13 protein-coding genes and 1 pseudogene are annotated in these 17,727 nt (G+C 66.1%); 8 read left to right on the top strand and 6 right to left on the bottom strand.

Annotated features, from left to right (window positions below; all coding sequences use genetic code 11):
- The first annotated feature begins 267 nt into the window (after positions 1-267).
- A pseudogene (locus XF30_RS12925) lies at positions 268-2,266 on the top strand (putative bifunctional diguanylate cyclase/phosphodiesterase).
- Between the two features lie 7 nt (positions 2,267-2,273).
- Here the strand turns inward: XF30_RS12925 and hutU are convergent.
- From hutU to hutI, 3 genes are read right to left on the bottom strand one after another with little or no spacing between them, the layout of a single operon-like run.
- Complete coding sequence (gene hutU, locus XF30_RS12920; RefSeq protein ID WP_109142928.1) at positions 2,274-3,944, bottom strand: urocanate hydratase; 1,671 nt, start codon at positions 3,942-3,944, stop codon at positions 2,274-2,276.
- Between the two features lie 10 nt (positions 3,945-3,954).
- The gene (gene hutH / locus XF30_RS12915; protein WP_109145694.1) at positions 3,955-5,514 is read right to left on the bottom strand and encodes a histidine ammonia-lyase; all 1,560 of its coding nucleotides are present in this window, start codon (positions 5,512-5,514) and stop codon (positions 3,955-3,957) included.
- Positions 5,511-6,725, bottom strand: coding sequence for an imidazolonepropionase (gene hutI / locus XF30_RS12910; RefSeq protein WP_109142927.1), 1,215 nt, complete (start codon positions 6,723-6,725; stop codon positions 5,511-5,513). Before hutI ends, hutH begins: the two co-directional genes overlap by 4 nt.
- A gap of 87 nt (positions 6,726-6,812) precedes the next feature.
- On the opposite strand from hutI, the gene XF30_RS12905 reads away from it, so the two are divergent.
- The 7 genes from XF30_RS12905 (at position 6,813) to XF30_RS12875 (ending at position 14,062) form a co-directional block, all read left to right on the top strand.
- A complete protein-coding gene (locus tag XF30_RS12905) occupies positions 6,813-8,171 on the top strand; it encodes a formimidoylglutamate deiminase (RefSeq protein ID WP_109142926.1) in 1,359 nt (452 codons plus the stop codon).
- Positions 8,168-8,893 (top strand): histidine utilization transcriptional repressor HutC, encoded by a 726-nt coding sequence (hutC, locus tag XF30_RS12900; protein WP_109142925.1) that lies wholly within the window; start codon positions 8,168-8,170, stop codon positions 8,891-8,893. The genes XF30_RS12905 and hutC overlap by 4 nt, the downstream gene beginning before the upstream one ends.
- Positions 8,894-8,998: 105 nt before the next feature.
- Positions 8,999-9,943, top strand: a complete 945-nt coding sequence (locus XF30_RS12895; protein ID WP_109142924.1) for an ABC transporter substrate-binding protein — start codon at positions 8,999-9,001, stop codon at positions 9,941-9,943.
- Positions 9,944-10,004: 61 nt separating this feature from the next.
- Positions 10,005-10,778 carry an ABC transporter permease gene (locus XF30_RS12890; RefSeq protein WP_036008029.1) on the top strand — a complete coding sequence of 258 codons (774 nt, stop codon included), beginning with the start codon at positions 10,005-10,007 and terminating at the stop codon, positions 10,776-10,778.
- Entirely contained in the window at positions 10,775-11,560 is a 786-nt protein-coding gene (locus XF30_RS12885; protein ID WP_192893118.1) for an ABC transporter ATP-binding protein, read from the top strand. The genes XF30_RS12890 and XF30_RS12885 overlap by 4 nt, the downstream gene beginning before the upstream one ends.
- Entirely contained in the window at positions 11,553-12,785 is a 1,233-nt protein-coding gene (locus tag XF30_RS12880; RefSeq protein ID WP_109142923.1) for a Zn-dependent hydrolase, read from the top strand. The genes XF30_RS12885 and XF30_RS12880 overlap by 8 nt, the downstream gene beginning before the upstream one ends.
- A gap of 116 nt (positions 12,786-12,901) precedes the next feature.
- The gene (locus tag XF30_RS12875) at positions 12,902-14,062 is read left to right on the top strand and encodes an MFS transporter (RefSeq protein WP_109142922.1); all 1,161 of its coding nucleotides are present in this window, start codon (positions 12,902-12,904) and stop codon (positions 14,060-14,062) included.
- Positions 14,063-14,132: 70 nt separating this feature from the next.
- Here XF30_RS12875 and msrA read toward each other — a convergent pair whose 3' ends face one another.
- The 3 genes from msrA to XF30_RS12855 form a co-directional block, all read right to left on the bottom strand.
- Entirely contained in the window at positions 14,133-14,648 is a 516-nt protein-coding gene (gene msrA / locus XF30_RS12870) for a peptide-methionine (S)-S-oxide reductase MsrA (protein ID WP_036008049.1), read from the bottom strand.
- A 269-nt stretch (positions 14,649-14,917) separates the two neighbouring features.
- Positions 14,918-15,340, bottom strand: coding sequence for an OsmC family protein (locus tag XF30_RS12860; protein ID WP_109142921.1), 423 nt, complete (start codon positions 15,338-15,340; stop codon positions 14,918-14,920).
- Between the two features lie 20 nt (positions 15,341-15,360).
- On the bottom strand, positions 15,361-17,682 hold the full coding sequence (locus XF30_RS12855; protein WP_109142920.1) for a molybdopterin guanine dinucleotide-containing S/N-oxide reductase: 2,322 nt from the start codon (positions 17,680-17,682) through the stop codon (positions 15,361-15,363).
- Positions 17,683-17,727 lie beyond the last annotated feature (45 nt).

Here is a 17,727-nt window from a genome sequence, read left to right as displayed (position 1 = left end):
CCGACCGTGGCCATGTGCTAGGCTGATGTCGCGCATGGGCGATAGCAGGCGGTAGCTGCAGCGATTTCGGGCGATCTGTGCCTGAGACGTGCGCACGCTGCGGCCGGACATCCTTAACGGGACCTCACCAATGCACGCGATCGGAAAATCGTAAGGCAGCGCGCAACCAGTGCTGGCCTGCCCGGGCCAGAATTGATCTAACGGGCCCTTTACCCCTGCCGTGCAAGATTGCCCACGTTTTTCAGGGGATCTGGGGCTCGTATTGCAATGCCTATTGCCGATTTGAAATCTCATCTTGCCGCCGCGATGCGATTGTTTCGCGTTCCCGCCGACAATCCGGACCTGACGCGGGCGCAGTTCGACGCCTTCTCCAAGCAGATCCCGCTGCTCTACTTCATCCTCATCAGCAACACGATTGCGGTCGCCTACACCTATGTGAACGTGGCGCCGGACTGGCTGACGATGATCGTGCCGGCCGTGTTGACGGTGCTCGCGGCCTTACGGACTTTCTGGTGGCTACGCCAGCGCCGGCTGGTGCGCAGCGATGCCGACATCCTGCGCAATCTGCGCGCCACCAACTGGCTGACCCTGCCGATCGGTGCCGGCTTCACCGCCTGGTCCTTCGCGCTCTACCCCTACGGCGATCCCTTCGCCAAGAGCCAGGTCGCGTTCTACATGGCGGTCACCGTGATCGGCTGCATCTTCTCGCTGATGCATCTGCGCTCGGCGGCGCTGATCGTGACGCTGATCGTCGACGTGCCCTATGTGCTGTTCTTCTTTGCCACGGGCGAGCCGACGCTGAAGGCGATCGCGGTCAACAACCTCCTGGTTTCCGCCGCGATGGTGACGGTGCTGTTCATCTACTACCGCGACTTCGCCGATCTCGTCGCCAGCCGCAAGTCGCTGCTCGCGCAACAGGCGGCGACGCAGGCGCTCTCTGACGAGAACTTCCGCCTTGCCAATCTCGATTCACTCACCGAGCTGCCGAACCGCCGCCGCTTCTTCGCCGAGCTGTCGAGCGCCTTCACCGATGCCGAACGCAGGAAAGTTCGGATCGCGGTCGGCATCATCGATCTCGACGGTTTCAAGCCGATCAACGACAATTACGGCCATTCGGTGGGAGACCGCGTCCTGATCGAGGCCGGCCGGCGCATCCGCGAGGTCTGCGAGGGTTTTGGTCGAATTCGCCCGATTAGGCGGCGACGAGTTCGGCCTGGTCGTTTGCGGCGACCCCGACGATGCGGACCTGCTGCGGCTGGGCCAGCGCATCGGTGACCAGGTCAGGCTTCCCTATCAGCTCGACACTGCCCATACCGGGCTGTCCTGCTCGATCGGCTTTGCCTCGTTTCCCCAATCGGCAACGACCGCGGAAGCACTCTATGAATGTGCCGACTATTCCCTCTATCATGCCAAGCGCCATCTGCGCGGCCGCACCGTGATCTTCTCGAGCGAGCTCGAGGCCGAGATCCGCAGTCGCGGAGTCATCGAGAATCTGCTGCGCACCGCCGATTTCGGCACCGAGATGGACCTGGTGTTCCAGCCGATCGTCGATGCCATGAGCGAGCACACCGCCGGCTTCGAGGTTCTGGCGCGCTGGCGCAGCGCCCGCCTCGGCCTGGTCTCCCCGGCCGATTTCATTCCGGCCGCCGAGCGCATCGGACTGATCCGGCCGCTGACGCAAGCGCTGCTGGTGCGCGCGCTCGCCATCGCCAGGACATGGCCCGATCACATCCGCCTGTCGTTCAATCTCTCAGCCCACGATGTCTGTGCGGCGGAGGGCATCCTGCCGCTGATCTCGATCATCGAGAAGAGCGGGCTGCCGCCGCGCCGGATCGATTTCGAGATCACCGAGACCGCCGTCACCTTCGATTTCGTCCGCGCACAGCAATCGATCGCAACGCTGAAGGCAATGGGCTGCGGCATTTCGCTGGACGATTTCGGCACCGGCTATTCGTCGTTGAGCCACGTGCACCGGTTGCCGCTCGACAAGATCAAGGTCGACCGCAGCTTCGTTTCCGACATCAACGAGAATCCCGTCAGCCACAAGATCATCAAATCGCTCACCGGTCTCTGCGACGACATGGAGATCGCCTGCGTCGTCGAGGGCGTCGAGACGCGTGCTCAGCTCGACACCCTGCGCCGCCTGGGATGCGACTTCATCCAGGGTTACTATTTCGCCAAGCCCATGCCGGCCGATGCGATTGGCGACCATCTTGCGAAGGAGAGCCGGCGCCTCGACGGCACCGGGACCAAGGTCGTGGCCTGAGCCTCGTCTACTCCGCCAAGCTCGGCAGATCGAGCCCCTTGTCGCGCGCGCACTCGATCGCGATGTCGTAGCCTGCATCGGCGTGGCGCATGACGCCGGTGGCGGGATCGTTCCACAGCACGCGCTCGATCCGCTTCGCAGCCTCGGGCGTGCCGTCGGCGACGATCACCATGCCCGCGTGCTGCGAATAGCCGATGCCGACGCCGCCGCCATGATGCAGCGACACCCAGGTCGCTCCGCTGGCGCAATTGAGCAGCGCATTGAGCAGCGGCCAATCGGACACCGCATCCGATCCGTCCTTCATCGCCTCGGTCTCGCGGTTGGGGCTCGCCACCGAGCCGCTGTCGAGATGATCGCGGCCGATCACGATCGGCGCTTTCAATTCGCCACGCGCCACCATCTCGTTGAAGGCAAGACCGAGGCGATGGCGATCGCCGAGGCCGACCCAGCAGATGCGTGCCGGCAGGCCCTGGAATTTGATGCGCGCCTTTGCCATGTCGAGCCAATTGTGCAGATGCTTGTCGTCAGGCATCAGCTCCTTGACCTTGACATCGGTCTTGAAGATGTCCTCGGGATCGCCCGACAGCGCGGCCCAGCGGAATGGCCCGACGCCGCGACAGAACAGGGGGCGGATATAGGCGGGCACGAAGCCGGGGAAATCGAAGGCGTTCTTCAGGCCCATGTCCTGTGCCATCTGGCGGATGTTGTTGCCGTAGTCGAGCGTCGGAATGCCCTGGGCATGGAAATCCAGCATGGCCTGGACATGCTCGACCATCGACGTCTTCGAGGCGCGCTCCACTGCCTTCGGATCGGACGCGCGCTTGGCTTCCCATTCGGCAAGCGTCCAGCCCTTCGGCAAGTAGCCGTTGATGGGATCGTGCGCGCTGGTCTGGTCGGTGACGATGTCGGGCTTGACGCCGCGGCGCACCAGCTCAGGGAAGATCTCCGCGGCGTTGCCGAGCAGGCCGACCGAGACCGCCTTGTTCGTCTTCGCGGCGTCCGCCATGATCGCGAGCGCTTCATCAAGCGTTGCGGCTTGCCGGTCGAGATAGCCGGTCCGCAGGCGCATCTCGATGCGGCTCGGCTGGCATTCGACCGCAAGCATCGAAGCGCCGGCCATGGTCGCCGCCAGCGGCTGCGCGCCGCCCATTCCTCCCAAGCCGGCCGTGAGAATCCATTTACCGGCGAGGCTGCCGCCGTAATGACGCCGACCGACCTCGACGAACGTTTCATAGGTGCCCTGCACGATGCCCTGGCTGCCGATATAGATCCAGGAGCCCGCCGTCATCTGGCCGTACATCATCAGGCCCTGGCGATCGAGCTCGTTGAAATGATCGAGCGTCGCCCAATGCGGCACGATGTTGGAATTCGCGATCAGCACGCGTGGTGCATCGGCATGGGTCCGGAACACGCCGACCGGCTTGCCGGACTGCACCAGCAGCGTCTGGTCGGCTTCGAGCTTGCGCAAGGCCGCAACGATCCGGTCAAAACTCTCCCAGTCGCGCGCGGCGCGGCCGATGCCGCCATAGACGACGAGCTCGCTCGGGCGTTCCGCGACGTCAGGGTCGAGATTGTTCATCAGCATGCGCAGCGGCGCTTCCGTGAGCCAGCTCTTGGCGCTGATGTCGCTGCCGCGGGGAGCGCGGATGGTACGGTCATTGTCCAGACGGCGGTTCATGCGGGCCTCTTCAGACGAGTCTCGGAAACGGATCGGTGGGAAGCTGGGCGAGCGCAGCAGCTGGAAGCGCATCGGCCTCGATCAATGCAGCGGCCTTGGCCAGATCGCCGGCCATGTAGCGATCGGCGCCCAGTGCGGGCACCTGCTCGCGCAATGCGGCAATGACGGCGACCAGCGGCGCACTGGTTGCATGCGGCGCGCGCAGCGTGATGCCTTGGGCAGCGACCAGAAGCTCGATGCCGAGGATGGCGGCGAGATTGTCGGCCATGTCGGACAGGCGCCGCGCAGCATGCGCGGCCATCGAGACATGGTCTTCCTGATTAGCGCTGGTCGGCGTCGAATCGATCGAGCAGGCGAGCGCACGCTGCTTGTTCTCGGCATAGAGCGCGGCCGCCGTCACCTCGGCGATCATGAAGCCGGAATTGATGCCGGGATCGGGGGTGAGGAACGGCGGCAGCCCGAAATTGAGCGCGGGGTCGACCAGCGTCGCGATGCGCCGCTCGCTGATCGCGCCGATTTCCGACAGCGCCAGCGCGATGGCATCTGCGGCAAACGCCACCGGCTCGGCGTGGAAATTGCCGCCGGAGACGATCTCCCCGGTCTCGACCAGCACCAGCGGGTTATCGGTGACGGCATTGGCCTCCACGATCAGCGTGCGCGCGGCCTGCGTGATCAGATCGAGCGCGGCACCGGCAACCTGTGGCTGGCAGCGCAGGCAATAGGGATCCTGCACGCGCTCATCACCCTCGAGATGCGACATACGGATGTCGCTGCCGTCGAGCAACGCATTCAGCGTCGCAGCCGCCGCGATCTGGCCGGCATGGCCACGCAGCGCCTGGATTTCGGGCCGGAACGGTGCCGTCGACGCCATCGCCGCGTCCACCGACAGCGCACCGGTCACGAGCGCGGCGCGGGCGAGGCGAAATGCGCGCAACACGCCCGAGAGGGCGTAGGCGGTCGAGAATTGCGTGCCGTTGATCAGCGCGAGGCCTTCCTTGGGCCCAAGGGTCAGCGGCTTGAGGCCGGCGGCGGCGAGTGCCTCGCTGCCGGACACGATCTTGCCATCGACAATCGCCTGCCCTTCGCCAATCATCACGGCCGTCATATGCGCGAGCGGTGCCAGATCGCCGGAGGCGCCGACCGAGCCTTGCTGCGGCACCAGCGGATAGACGCCACGGGCCAGCATGTCCTGCAACTGCTCGATCACCGCGCGGCGCACGCCGGAAGCGCCGCGGCCGAGCGAGACGATCTTCAGCGCCATCATCAGGCGGACGATGAGCTCCGGCGTCGGCTGGCCGACGCCGCAGCAATGCGAGACGATCAGGTTGCGCTGAAGCAGCGCGGTCTGGTCCGGCGGAATGCGCTTCGACGCGAGCTTCCCGAAGCCGGTGTTGATGCCGTAGACGGGGACGTCGGCCTGCGCGGCCTGCGCAACGATCAGCGCAGCCGCATCGACACGTGGCCAGAACGAAGGATCGAGCACGACGGGGGCGCCTTCGAGCACGCGTGAGAGATCGTCGAGGCTCACTGTTCCCGGCTTGACGACGATCGCTGTCTCCTGCTCCGTCACTGCCCCCTCCATACCCGCTGGTGCAGCGGATTGAAGCCGATGCGGTAGACCAGCTCGGCCGGCCGCTCGATCTCCCAGATCGCGAGGTCGCACCATTTGCCGGTTTCCAGTGTGCCGGTCTCGTTCAGCAGGCCGAGCGCCCGCGCGCCTTCACGGGTAACGCCGGCGAGGCACTCGGCCACATTCATCCGGAACAATGTCGCGCCCATGTTCATCGCGAGCAGCAGCGAGGTCAGTGGCGAGCTGCCGGGATTGCAGTCGGTCGCCAGCGCCATGGGAACGTTGTGCTTGCGGAACGTCTCGACCGGCGGCTTCTGCGTCTCGCGAATGAAGTAGAACGCGCCGGGCAGCAGCACGGCGACAGTGCCGGCCCTCGCCATGGCGGCGGCACCGGCTTCGTCGGTGTGCTCGAGATGATCGGCCGAGAGTGCCGAGAATTTCGCGGCAAGCGCAGCGCCGCCGAGATTCGAGAGCTGGTCGGCATGGAGCTTGATCGGCAGTCCAAGTCCCCTCGCCGCTTCGAACACCCGCGCAGTCTGTTCGGCGGAGAATGCGATGCCCTCCATGAAGGCATCGACGGCATCGGCGAGGCCCGCGTTTGCGATCGCCGGCAGCATCTCCTTGCAGACGAGATCGATGTAACCATCCTTGTCGCCCCCCGCCTCGACCGGCAGCGCATGCGCGCCCAAGAACGACGTGCGGATCGTAACCGGCCGCTCACGGCCGAGGCTGCGCGCAGCCGCGAGCTGGCGCATCTCGGTTTCTGTGTCGAGGCCGTAGCCGGACTTGATCTCGATCGTGGTGGCGCCCTCAGCCGTCAGCGCGTCGAGCCGCGGCAGCGCGCCTGCGACGAGCTCGGCTTCGCTCGCCTGGCGCGTTGCCGCCACAGTCGAGACGATGCCACCGCCGGCGCGCGCGATCTCCTCATAGCTTGCCCCCTTCAGGCGCAGCTCGAATTCGTGCGCACGATTGCCGCCATAGACAAGATGAGTATGGCAGTCGACGAGACCGGGCGTAATCCAGCGCCCCTCGCAATCGATCCGCTCGATCGCGTCTGCATCGGCGGGAAAATCCGCTTTCGCGCCGGCATAGGCGATGCGACCGCCGCGTGCGGCGATGACACCATGCTCGATCTGGCCAAGATCGGCACGATCGACCCGCATCGTCGCGAGGCGGGCATTGTGCCAGATCCGGTCGAAGCGCTCTGCCATGCGGGTATCCCTTCGCCCTGGGGATGCTTGACTTATATGTCTAGACATATAATCGTAAGACGGTTCTGTCCAGCCGGCGTGTAGATCATGACCCGACTGCATTTCGCTTCCGCGCTCCTGCCTTCCGGCTGGGCCAATGACGTGCAGGTGGTGATCGCCGCCGGCGCGATCGCCGCGGTGACGCCGGGCGTGGCGCCGTCCGCCGGCGACGAGCGCCATGCTATCGCGCTTCCCGGACTTGCGAGCCTGCACAGCCACGCCTTCCAGCGCGGCATGGCAGGCCTTGCCGAATTGCGCGGCGATTCCACCGACACGTTCTGGACCTGGCGCGAGACGATGTATCGCTTTGCGCTGGCGATGACGCCCGACGACGTCGCGGCTGTGGCGACGCTGCTCTATGTCGAGATGCTCGAGCAGGGTTTTACCCGCGTCGGCGAATTCCACTATCTGCACCACGACCGCGACGGCTCGCCCTACGCTGACCCCGCCGAGATGGCCACGCGGATTGCACAGGCGGCCGAAGCCTCGGGCATTGCGCTGACGTTGTTGCCGACTTTCTATGCGCATGGCTCGTTTGGAGGCGCAGCGCCGCATGCCGGGCAGCGCCGCTTCATCTGCTCGGTCGATCAGTTCGCCGCATTGATGACGGCCTCGCGCCAGGCGATCAGCGCCTTGCCCGGCGCCAATATCGGCATCGCTCCGCACAGTTTGCGCGCGGTCACGCCGGACGAGCTCGCCGCGATCCTTCCGCTCGCCGAGGGCGGGCCGGTGCACATCCATGCCGCCGAGCAGGTGAAGGAGGTCGAGGATTGCCTCGCCTGGTCGGGCCGGCGTCCGGTGCAATGGCTGCTGGAGCACGCGCCTGTCGATCGGCGCTGGTGCCTCATTCACGCGACCCACATGACGAGTGAGGAAGTGACGGCTTTCGCCAAGACGGGCGCGGTCGCCGGCCTTTGCCCGATCACGGAGGCGAGCCTCGGCGACGGCACTTTCTCGGCGCGGGAGTTTGTCGACGCCGGTGGCCTTTTCGGCGTCGGTACCGATTCCAACGTGTTGATCGGCGCCGCAGACGAGTTGCGCCAGCTCGAATACGGCCAGCGGCTCAAGCACCGCCAGCGCAACGTCCTCTCCGGCGGCGCAGGTCGATCTACGGGACGCTCGCTGTTCGACGGGGCGCTCGCCGGCGGCGCGCGGGCGCTGGCGCAGCCGACGGTCGGCCTCACACCCGGCGCGCGCGCCGATATCGTCACGCTCGACACGGCGTATCCATCGCTGGCGGGACGCGCGCAGGATGCGGCCATCGACGGCTGGATTTTTTCTGCCGGCGGCGCCGCCATCGATTGCGTCTGGGCCGGGGGCAACAAGGTGGTCGAGCGCGGTCAGCATGGATTGCGCCAAGCCGCACGCGAACGCTTCAACGCATCGATCCGGAGGCTCGTGGCATGAGCCTCGTCACCGATGCCGACAGGCCGACGCTCTACAAGCGCATCCGCGCCGACATCGAGCAGCGCATCCTGACCGGCGAATGGCCGCCCGGCCATCGCATTCCCTTCGAGCACGAGCTGGTCGCGCGCTACGGCTGCTCGCGCATGACCGTGAACAAGGCGCTGTCTGAGCTGGCGCAGGCCGATCTGATCGAGCGGCGCCGGCGCGCCGGCTCGTTCGTGCGACGGCCGCAGCACCAGTCGGCGGTGCTCAAGATCGCTGACATCCGCGCCGAGATCACGGCGCTCGGGCGCTCTTACGGCTACGAGCTGATCGGCCGCAAGCTGCGCGCGGCGACGGCCGCCGACCGCGACCGGCTCGGCGTGAAGAAGGCCAACAAGGTGGTCGCGATCACCTGCCGGCACAGCGCCGACAAGGTCCCGTTCGCGGTCGAGGACAGGCTGATCGATCTCTCGTCCGTTCCTGACGCCGCGACCGCGGATTTCTCGCGCGAGCCGCCCGGCTCCTGGCTGCTTCACCATGTCCCATGGACCGAGGCCGAGCACACGATCAGCGCCATCGTTGCGGACGAACGTGCGGCGGAAGCGCTCGCGATCGCCGTCGGCGCCCCCTGTCTCGTGATCGACCGCTATACCTGGCGCAGCGCACGCACGATCACCGCCGTGCGCCTGCTCTATCCCGGTGACTCTCACCGCCTTGTCGCGCGATTCAAGGGAGGCTGAGAGGATATGTCGGCACAAATCGTGCAACGCTTCGCGGAACCGCCCATATGGGCCGGCAGAGATCAACAGGACGTCAAACCATCGATCGGCAAGAGGACGATAATCATGCGTAGTTCGACAGTATTTGCGACAATCATTGCTCTCGCGGCCTCCACTCCGGCGCTCGCCCAGGACGTCAAGGTCGGCATCGGCATTTCCGGGTGGACCGGCTTCGCGCCGCTGACGCTGGCGAAGGAGGCCGGCATCTTCAAGAAGAACGGCCTCGACGTCACCATCAAGAAGATCCCGCAGAAGGACCGCCATCTCGCCATCGCCTCCGGCGACATCCAGTGTGCGGCGACCACCGTTGAGACCTGGATCTCCTGGAACGCCAACGGCGTCGCCACCAAGCAGATCTTCCAGCTCGACAAGAGCTACGGCGCCGACGGCATGGCCGTGCGCAACGACATCGCCGCGATCAAGGACCTGAAGGGCAAGACCGTCGCCGCCTCCGCGCCGGGCACCTCGCCCTACTTCGCGCTGGCCTGGATGCTGAAGAAGAACGGCCTCACCACGAAGGACGTGACGGTGGTGAACCTCGAGCCGGCGGCTGCGGCGCAGGCCTTTGTCTCCGGCCAGAACGATGCGGCGATGACCTATGAGCCATACTTGTCGACGGTGCGTGCCGCGCCGGACAAGGGCAAGATCATCGCCACCACGCTGGACTATCCGATGGTCATGGACACGTTCGGCTGCACGCCGAAGTTCCTCACCGACAATCCGAAGGCCGCCAAGGCTCTCGCTGACAGCTATTTCGAGGCGATCGAGATGATCGCCAAGGACCAGGCCAAGTCCTACGAGATCATGGGCGCCGACGTGAAGCAGACCGCCGAGCAGTTCGGCAACTCGGCGAAATATCTGCGCTGGCAGGACAAGGCCGCGAACCAGAAGTTCTTCGCGGGCGAGTTCCTGACCTTCAACAAGGAGGCCGCCGAGCTCCTGCTCGAGATCGGCATCATCAAGGCCGTGCCGAAGGTCGAGGACCTCTACGACGCGAGCTTCATCAAGTAACGTTCTCCAAGCTGCCGGTTCCGCCTCAGGCGGAGCCGGCGCACCATTCGGATACAGTTTGATGCGTCCTCTGGATCCCGTGACATCGAAGCAACGTGCGGCATATGGCCTGGCGTTCTTCGTGCTGTTCGTCGCCCTCTGGTCATGGGCGACGTTTGGCGGGCATGTGTCGAAGACTTTCCTCGCCAATCCGCTCACCATGGTGCAGGAAGGCCTCGAGCTGCTCACCAAGCACGGTTTCCTGTTCGACATCGGCATGACAATCTGGCGCGTCGTTGGCGGCTTTGCGCTCGCGGCGGTCATTGCGGTGCCGCTCGGCGTGCTGATGGGCGCCTACAAGCCGGTCGAAGCCTTCCTCGAACCCTTCGTCTCATTTGCACGCTATTTGCCCGCCTCGGCCTTCATTCCGCTGCTGATCCTGTGGGCCGGCATTGGCGAATTGCAAAAGCTGCTCGTCATCTTCATCGGCTCGGTGTTCCAGGTCATCCTGATGGTCGCGGTGACGGTCGGCGCGACGCGGCGCGATCTGGTCGAGGCCGCCTATACGCTTGGCGCCAGCGACCGCGGCATCATCCGCCGCGTGCTGCTGCCTTCCTCCGCGCCGGAGATCGCAGAGATCCTGCGGCTGGTGCTGGGCTGGGCCTGGACCTACGTCATCGTCGCCGAGCTGATCGGCTCGTCCTCGGGCATCGGTCATATGATCACCGACAGCCAGGCGCTGCTCAACACCGGCCAGATCATCTTCGGCATCATCGTGATCGGCTTGATCGGCCTGATCTCGGACTTCCTGTTCAAGGCGTTCAACGCCTGGCTGTTTCCCTGGAAGCTGGCATGACCATTCTTAAGGTTGAACAGGTCTCGCGCACCTTCCCCGCGCGCCACGGCAACGCGCCGACCAGGGCGCTGGAGCCGACCGATCTCACGATCGGCAACAACGACTTCGTCACCATCCTCGGTCCCTCCGGCTGCGGCAAGTCCACGCTGCTGCGCATCGTCGCCGGCCTCGACCGTCCGACCGGCGGCCGCGTCACGCTCGACGGACGCGAAGTGACCGGCCCGGGCGCCGATCGCGGCATGGTGTTCCAGTCCTACACGCTGTTTCCCTGGCTGACGGTGCGCGAGAACATCGCCTTCGGCCTGCGCGAGCGCGGCGTGTCCGAGGCGGAGCGACACAAGATCGCCGATGCCTTCATCCGCCAGGTCGGGCTGTCCGGCTTCGAAAACCATTGGCCCAAGCAGCTCTCCGGCGGCATGCAGCAGCGCACCGCGATCGCACGCGCGCTCGCCAACGATCCGAAGATCCTGCTGCTCGACGAACCGTTCGGCGCGCTCGACAACCAGACCCGCGCCTTGATGCAGGAGATGCTGCTCGGGATCTGGGAACGCGACCAGAAGACCGTGCTGTTCGTGACCCACGATATCGAGGAAGCCATCTTCCTCGGCAGCCGCGTCATCGTCATGAGCGCGCGCCCCGGCCGCATCAAGGCCGAAATCAATGTGGACCTGCCGCATCCGCGCTCCTACAAGATCAAGACCACGCCGGAATTCGTCCAGTTGAAGGAACGGCTGGTCGAGGAGATCCGGACCGAGGCGCTCAAGGTTGCCGAACATGCCTGACACCCAGCCCCGCGCCGACGGCCATCGCGTTCTTGCCGACCTCCACGCACTGCGCGCCTTTGGCGCCTACAAGACCGGCGTGCACAAGCCGACCTTCTCCGAGCCGCACAAGCTGTCACTGGAGTGGCTCGTCCAGAAGCTGCCCGAGGCCGAGCTCTCCGCGACGATTGACGGCATCGGCAATGTGTTCGGGACGAGCTCGAAGTCCGGACCGAAACTGCTGGCGGGCTCGCACCTGGAAAGCCAGAACTATGCCGGCTGGCTCGACGGCCCGCTCGGCGTCGTCTATGCGCTCGAGGCGGCGCGCGTGCTCAATGCCGACGCTTCGGTGAACGGCGCGGTGGAAGTTGCCGCCTGGTGCGACGAGGAGGGACATTTTGGTCATTTCCTCGGCTCGCGCTCCTATGTCGGACAGGTGACGGAGGCCGACATCGATGCCGCGCGCGACCGCACCAGCGGCCGCACCATGCGCGATGCCCTTGCCGACATGGGGCTGGCGGGGCGTCCGCGCATCACCGCCGAGCCGGGACGGCACGTCGGTTATCTCGAGGCGCATATCGAGCAGGGCGACACGCTCGAAGGCGGGCGCCTGGCGATCGGCGTCGTGACCTCCATCGTCGGCATCTGGCAGTACCAGATCAACTTTGTCGGCGAGCAGAACCATGCCGGCACCACGCGCATGGCGGTGCGCAAGGATGCGGGCCTGGCGCTGGCCAAGTTCTGCGTGGCGATCGACGAACGTTTCCCCGCCGCCTGCGGCCCGCGCACGGTCTGGACCACCGGCCGCATCACGCTCGATCCGGGCGCACCGAGCATCATTCCCGGTGGCGCGGAGATGTTGTTCCAGATCCGCGACGACGACCCGTTTGTCATCGCGCGGCTGGAGCAATTGCTGCGGACCATGGCGGACGAGGCCAGTGCCAACGGCCCCTGCACCGTCAGCGTGACGAAGCTGCGCACCGGCGCACCCGCGATGATGAACGCGGGCTTTCAGGACGCGATCGAGGCCGCGAGCAAGGCCGTCGCCGGCGGCCGTTCCATCCGCATGCCGAGCGGGGCCGGCCACGATGCGCAGATGCTGGCGACCGTCATGCCCGCCGGCATGCTGTTCGTGCCGTCGATCGGCGGCATCAGCCATCACTGGACCGAGAACACGGCGGATGCCGATATCGTGACGGGCGCAGAGGTGTTCGTCGAGGCGTGCCGGCGGATCCTCGGGGGCTAGGTCGAGGCATGCAGCCGTTGAGCGCCTGCCACGACCATTCGAGCAGGGCTCTGCCATAAAGCCGCGGCAATCCTCGGGCCTGTCGACCGTCTCCTCCCCTGCTTCCCGGAGTTCCCATGTCTTCTGCCGACCGGCCGGCAACCCGCCTTGCCACCCGGCTTGCCTTCCTCGTTGCGGGCTTCGGCATCGCGTGCTGGGCACCCCTGGTGCCGTTCGCGAAGGCGCGGCTCGCCGTCGACGACGGAGTTCTCGGCCTGCTCCTGCTCAGCCTCGGCATCGGCTCGGTCGTGGCGATGCTGCTGACCGGCGTGCTCAGCGCGCGCTATGGCAGCCGGCCGATCATCGTCGCGGGCGGGATCGGTCTGACGCTGGTGCTGCCGCTGCTGGCGGTCGCAAGCTCGCCGCTGTCGCTGGCGCTGGCGCTGCTTGCGTTCGGCGCCGCGCTAGGCTCGATCGACGTCGCCATGAATATCCACGCCGTGGAAGTGGAGCGCGCCGCGCGACGCCCGCTGATGTCCGGCTTCCACGCCCTGTTCAGCATCGGCGGCTTCGCCGGTTCCGCGCTGATGACGGCGCTGCTCTCTCTGCAGCTCGGCGCGCTCGCCTCGACGTTGATCTGCTCCGTGCTGATGCTGATCGCGATGCTCGTGACCTGGCCGCGCCTGCTTCGATCGGTGCAGGTGCAGGAAGGCCCATTGTTCGTGCTGCCGCATGGATCGGTGCTGCTGCTGGCGCTGCTCGGCGCCATCACCTTCCTGGTCGAAGGCGCGATGCTCGATTGGGGCGCGCTGCTCGTGATCGGCGCCGGGCTCGTCAGCGAGGCCCAAGGCGGCATCGGCTACATCGTGTTCTCGATCGCGATGACGATCGGCCGGCTTAGCGGCGACGCCATCGTTGCGCGCATCGGAGACCGCACGACATTGCTGTGGGGCAGCCTCATCGCGATCGCCGGCTTCGTGGTGCTGCTCACCGCGCCCGTGGCGGCGGTCGCCATCGCCGGATTCCTGCTGATCGGGCTCGGCGCCTCGAACCTCGTGCCCGTGCTATTCCGCCGGGCGGCGCAACAAAAGGTGATGCCCACGGGACTTGCGGTCGCGGCGATCACGACGGCCGGCTATGCAGGCGTCCTGCTGGGCCCTGCCGGCGTCGGCTTCGTCGCACAGCTCGGCGGACTGCCGCTGGCATTCTGGCTGCTCGCCGCCTTGATGGGTCTCGTCACGTTGACGGCGGGGATCGTCACCGCGGAGCAGCGCCGGACCTTGCATGTCGATGCGTGAGCGGACTCGCGTCGGCTTTGACCGATGAGGAGGTGGACCGCCACAGCCGGCGAGCCACCTTCTTCAGGCTCTAGCCTCCGACTGCCGCAGCGCGTCGCGGCAGCTTCCAGCCCGGCCGGATGAAGTGGCAGGTGTAGCCGTCAGGATAACGTTCGAGATAATCCTGATGCTCGGGCTCGGCCTCCCAGAACTCGCGCGCGGGCGCGACCTCGGTCACCACCTTGCCGGGCCACAGGCCGGACGCCTCGACGTCGGCGATGGTGTCTTCGGCAATCCGCTTCTGCTCCTCGCTGGTGTAGAAGATCGCCGACCGGTAGCTCGTGCCGATATCGTTGCCCTGACGGTTGAGCGTGGTCGGATCATGGATCTGGAAGAAGAACTCCAGCATGGTCCGGAAGCTGGTCCTGGCCGGATCGAACACGATCTCGATCGCTTCGGCATGGCCTTCGTGATTGCGGTAGGTGGCGTTCTTGACGTGCCCACCGGTGTAACCGACGCGGGTGGAGATCACGCCCGGCTGCTTGCGGATCAGATCCTGCATGCCCCAGAAGCAGCCGCCGGCCAAAACTGCGCGTTCCGTCGTCATGTGATGTGCTCCCAATGATCGCTCAAAAGCTTGTCCATCATATAGGCTTTCGGCCGCCCGGCCGAAAGCCGCGCGTTGACGCCCACCCGGTCGCTAGGGCTCGGTGCAGCCTCTCCCGCTTACGGGAGAGGTCGCGCCGTAGGCGGGGTGAGGGCTTTCTCCTCCAGGAGACTATCCCATTGCGGAAACACCATCTCCCCAACCCTCTCCCGCAAGCGGGAGAGGGAGCGCACCTCCGCCTTTGCAGCGATTAGCCTCAGTCCATCGCCCTAGACCAGCTTGGCGTCGAGCGTGATGGCGGCGTTGAGCACCTTGGACACCGGGCAGTTCTTCTCGGCCTCGCCGGCGAGCCGGGCGAAGCCGGCCTCGTCGAGATTAGGCACCTTCGCCCGCAGGGTTAGCGCGGATTTGCTGATCTTGAAGCCCTTGCCTTCGGGCTCGAGCGTGACGGCGGCTTCGGTCGAGAGCTCGTCGGGCGTGAAACCCGCCATCTGCAGGCCGAAGGCGAGTGCCATGGTGAAACAGCCGGCATGGGCCGCGGCGATCAACTCTTCGGGATTGGTGCCCTTCTCGTTCTCGAAGCGGGTCTTGAACGAATAGGGCGTCCCGGCAAGCACGCCGGATTCGCTCGACAGATGGCCCGTGCCATCGCGACCAGTGCCCTTCCAGACTGCTGTTGCCTTGCGGATCATCTAAAGGTCTCCTTGTTTGCCTAAACCGGATCGAACGCGCGGATCGGCGGTAGATTGCCGGTGAACTTCTCCACCTCGACGGTCGTCAACTGGCCGGTGCAGCCCTGCGCCAGGGACGAGGTGCCGACGTCGCGGGTCAGCACGTTCGGATTGCCGTGAACGCAGAGCGGCGCCTCGTCTTCCGGATCCATCGGATCGTACCACGCGCCGGTCGGCAGCTGAACCACGCCTGATACGATGCCGTCGGTAACGCGGACCGCGGCGAGGCAGGCACCGCGCTCGTTGAACAGGCGGATGATGTCGCCGTCCTTGATGCCGCGCGCCTGTGCATCGACCGGGTTCATGCGCGCGACCTCGCGGCCGCGATGCTTCGAGCCCAGCGAATGTCCGCCGAAATCGAGCTGGCTGTGCAGGCGCGTCACGGGCTGGTTGGCGACGAGGAAGCACGGTGCCCCCGGCTTGGGAACATCGCTCTTGTCGAGCCAGACCGGATGTCCGGGACAATCCGCATCACCGTGCCCTGCGATCTTGGCCGAGTAGATCTCGATGCGTCCGCTCGGCGTCGGCAAAGCGTGATTGATGGGATCCTCGCGAAAGCGGCGTAGCCGGCCGCCGTCATCGGGCTGCTGCGGCACGACCAGGCTGCCGCGCGCCCAGAATTCTTCGAAGCTCGGCGCTTCGAGGCCGCGCTTGGCAAGCGATGCGCGGGTCGGCTCGTAGAGATGCTCCAGCCATTGCCGCGACGTGCGCCCTTCGGTGAACGGCTCGCGCGCCCCAAGACGCTCGGCGAGATCGGCGAAGATATCGTAATCGTCACGCGCGAGCCCAAACGGCTCGGCGATCCGGTGCATCGCGACCATCAGGGGATCGTTGATGGAATAGCCGATGTCCTCGCGCTCCAGCGTCATCGTCGCGGGCAGCACGATATCGGCGTGGCGGGCGGTGGCGGTCCAGGCGAGCTCGTGCACGACCAGCGTGTCCACCTTCGCGAAGGCCTTGCGCAGGCGGTTGATGTCCTGATGGTGATGGAACGGATTGCCGCCCGCCCAGTAGACCAGACGAATATCCGGATAGGTGCGCGTCTCGCCGTTATAGCGATATGTGGTGCCGGGATTGAGCAGCATGTCGGCGATGCGCGCCACCGGAATGAAATCGGCAACGCCGTTGCGGCCCTGCCCCAGCGTCGGTCCCGGCACGTCGTTGACGCGGCGGCCGTAATAGCCGATCGCACCCAGCGAATAGGCATAGCCGCCGCCGGGAAGGCCGATCTGGCCGAGGGCCGCCGCCAGCACCATGCCCATCCACACCGGCTGCTCGCCATGCTCGGCGCGCTGCAGCGAATGGGAGACGGTGACGAGCGCGCGCTTTCCGGCGAGACGCCGCGCCAGCTTGCGGATCGCATCCGCACTGACGCCTGAGATCGCGGCGGCCCATTCGGCGTGCTTGGCTTGCCCGTCGCTCTCACCGTTGAGATATCGCAGGAAGATTGCCCAGCCCTCGGTGTAGCGATCGAGGAAGGCCTGGTCGTGCAGCTTCTCACTGACCAGCGTATGGACGATGCCGAGCATCAGCGCGGTGTCGGTGCCGGGCACGCAACTCATCCATTCGGCGCCGGCCTCGACCGGCAGATCGTCGCGCAGCGGGCTGACCAGGATGAACTCGCAGCCGCGCGCCCGCGCCGCCGCCATGGCGCCGCGCTCGACATGCTTGCTGATCGAGCCGCCGGCCACCATGGAGTTCTTCAGCGCCATGCCGCCGAACGCCAGCACGATGTCGGTCTCGGCCGCGATCTGCTCCCAGGTGACGTTGCGCTTGGTGATGTCCTCGTAGCCGGCCAGGATCTGCGGCAGCAGCATCGAGGACGCACCGGACGAATAGGTGTTGACCGAGCGCACATAGCCGCCCAACGCGATATTGAGGAAGCGATGCACCTGGCTCTGGGCGTGATGGAAGCGCCCGGCACTCGACCAGCCATAGGAGCCGCCGAACACGGCGCCGGGTCCGCGGTTGTCGCGAATGCGGCCAAGCTCGTCGCCGAGGAGATCCAGTGCCTTCTCCCAGCTGACGGAGACGAACTCGTCACGGCCGCGGCGATCGTCCGGGCCCGGCCCGCGCTCGAGCCAGCCGCGGCGGATTGCCGGCTGGGCGATGCGCGCCTGGTGGCGGAGCGCGCCGGGAAAATTGTCGATGATGCCGTTCGGATCGGGATCGCCCGCATAGGCCCTGACCTCCAGCCCGGCCGCGCCCTGACGCGCGGAGAACACGCCCCAATGGGAGGTGTGCGGCTTGAAGCCGTCCGACAGGTCAAGACCGGGGTCGGGGAAGCCAATCGTATCGTCCATCTCTGATCCTTGTTCCGGCGGCGTCGGCAGGGGTGGTAATATACC

Origin of the sequence: Bradyrhizobium sp. SUTN9-2 (assembly GCF_003122645.1) — a bacterium.
GTDB lineage: Bacteria > Pseudomonadota > Alphaproteobacteria > Rhizobiales > Xanthobacteraceae > Bradyrhizobium > Bradyrhizobium yuanmingense.
The sequence above is the reverse complement of the archived record's forward strand: the minus strand, read 5'-3'. Positions and strand labels throughout refer to the sequence as shown.

Coding starts and splice junctions, on each gene's coding strand:
- hutU (WP_109142928.1), bottom strand. CDS start 3,944: ATGAACCGCCGTCTGGACAATGACCGTACCATCCGCGCTCCCCGCGGC.
- hutI (WP_109142927.1), bottom strand. CDS start 6,725: ATGGCAGAGCGCTTCGACCGGATCTGGCACAATGCCCGCCTCGCGACG.
- XF30_RS12905 (WP_109142926.1), top strand. CDS start 6,813: ATGACCCGACTGCATTTCGCTTCCGCGCTCCTGCCTTCCGGCTGGGCC.
- hutC (WP_109142925.1), top strand. CDS start 8,168: ATGAGCCTCGTCACCGATGCCGACAGGCCGACGCTCTACAAGCGCATC.
- XF30_RS12895 (WP_109142924.1), top strand. CDS start 8,999: ATGCGTAGTTCGACAGTATTTGCGACAATCATTGCTCTCGCGGCCTCC.
- XF30_RS12890 (WP_036008029.1), top strand. CDS start 10,005: ATGCGTCCTCTGGATCCCGTGACATCGAAGCAACGTGCGGCATATGGC.
- XF30_RS12885 (WP_192893118.1), top strand. CDS start 10,775: ATGACCATTCTTAAGGTTGAACAGGTCTCGCGCACCTTCCCCGCGCGC.
- XF30_RS12880 (WP_109142923.1), top strand. CDS start 11,553: ATGCCTGACACCCAGCCCCGCGCCGACGGCCATCGCGTTCTTGCCGAC.
- XF30_RS12875 (WP_109142922.1), top strand. CDS start 12,902: ATGTCTTCTGCCGACCGGCCGGCAACCCGCCTTGCCACCCGGCTTGCC.
- msrA (WP_036008049.1), bottom strand. CDS start 14,648: ATGACGACGGAACGCGCAGTTTTGGCCGGCGGCTGCTTCTGGGGCATG.
- XF30_RS12860 (WP_109142921.1), bottom strand. CDS start 15,340: ATGATCCGCAAGGCAACAGCAGTCTGGAAGGGCACTGGTCGCGATGGC.
- XF30_RS12855 (WP_109142920.1), bottom strand. CDS start 17,682: ATGGACGATACGATTGGCTTCCCCGACCCCGGTCTTGACCTGTCGGAC.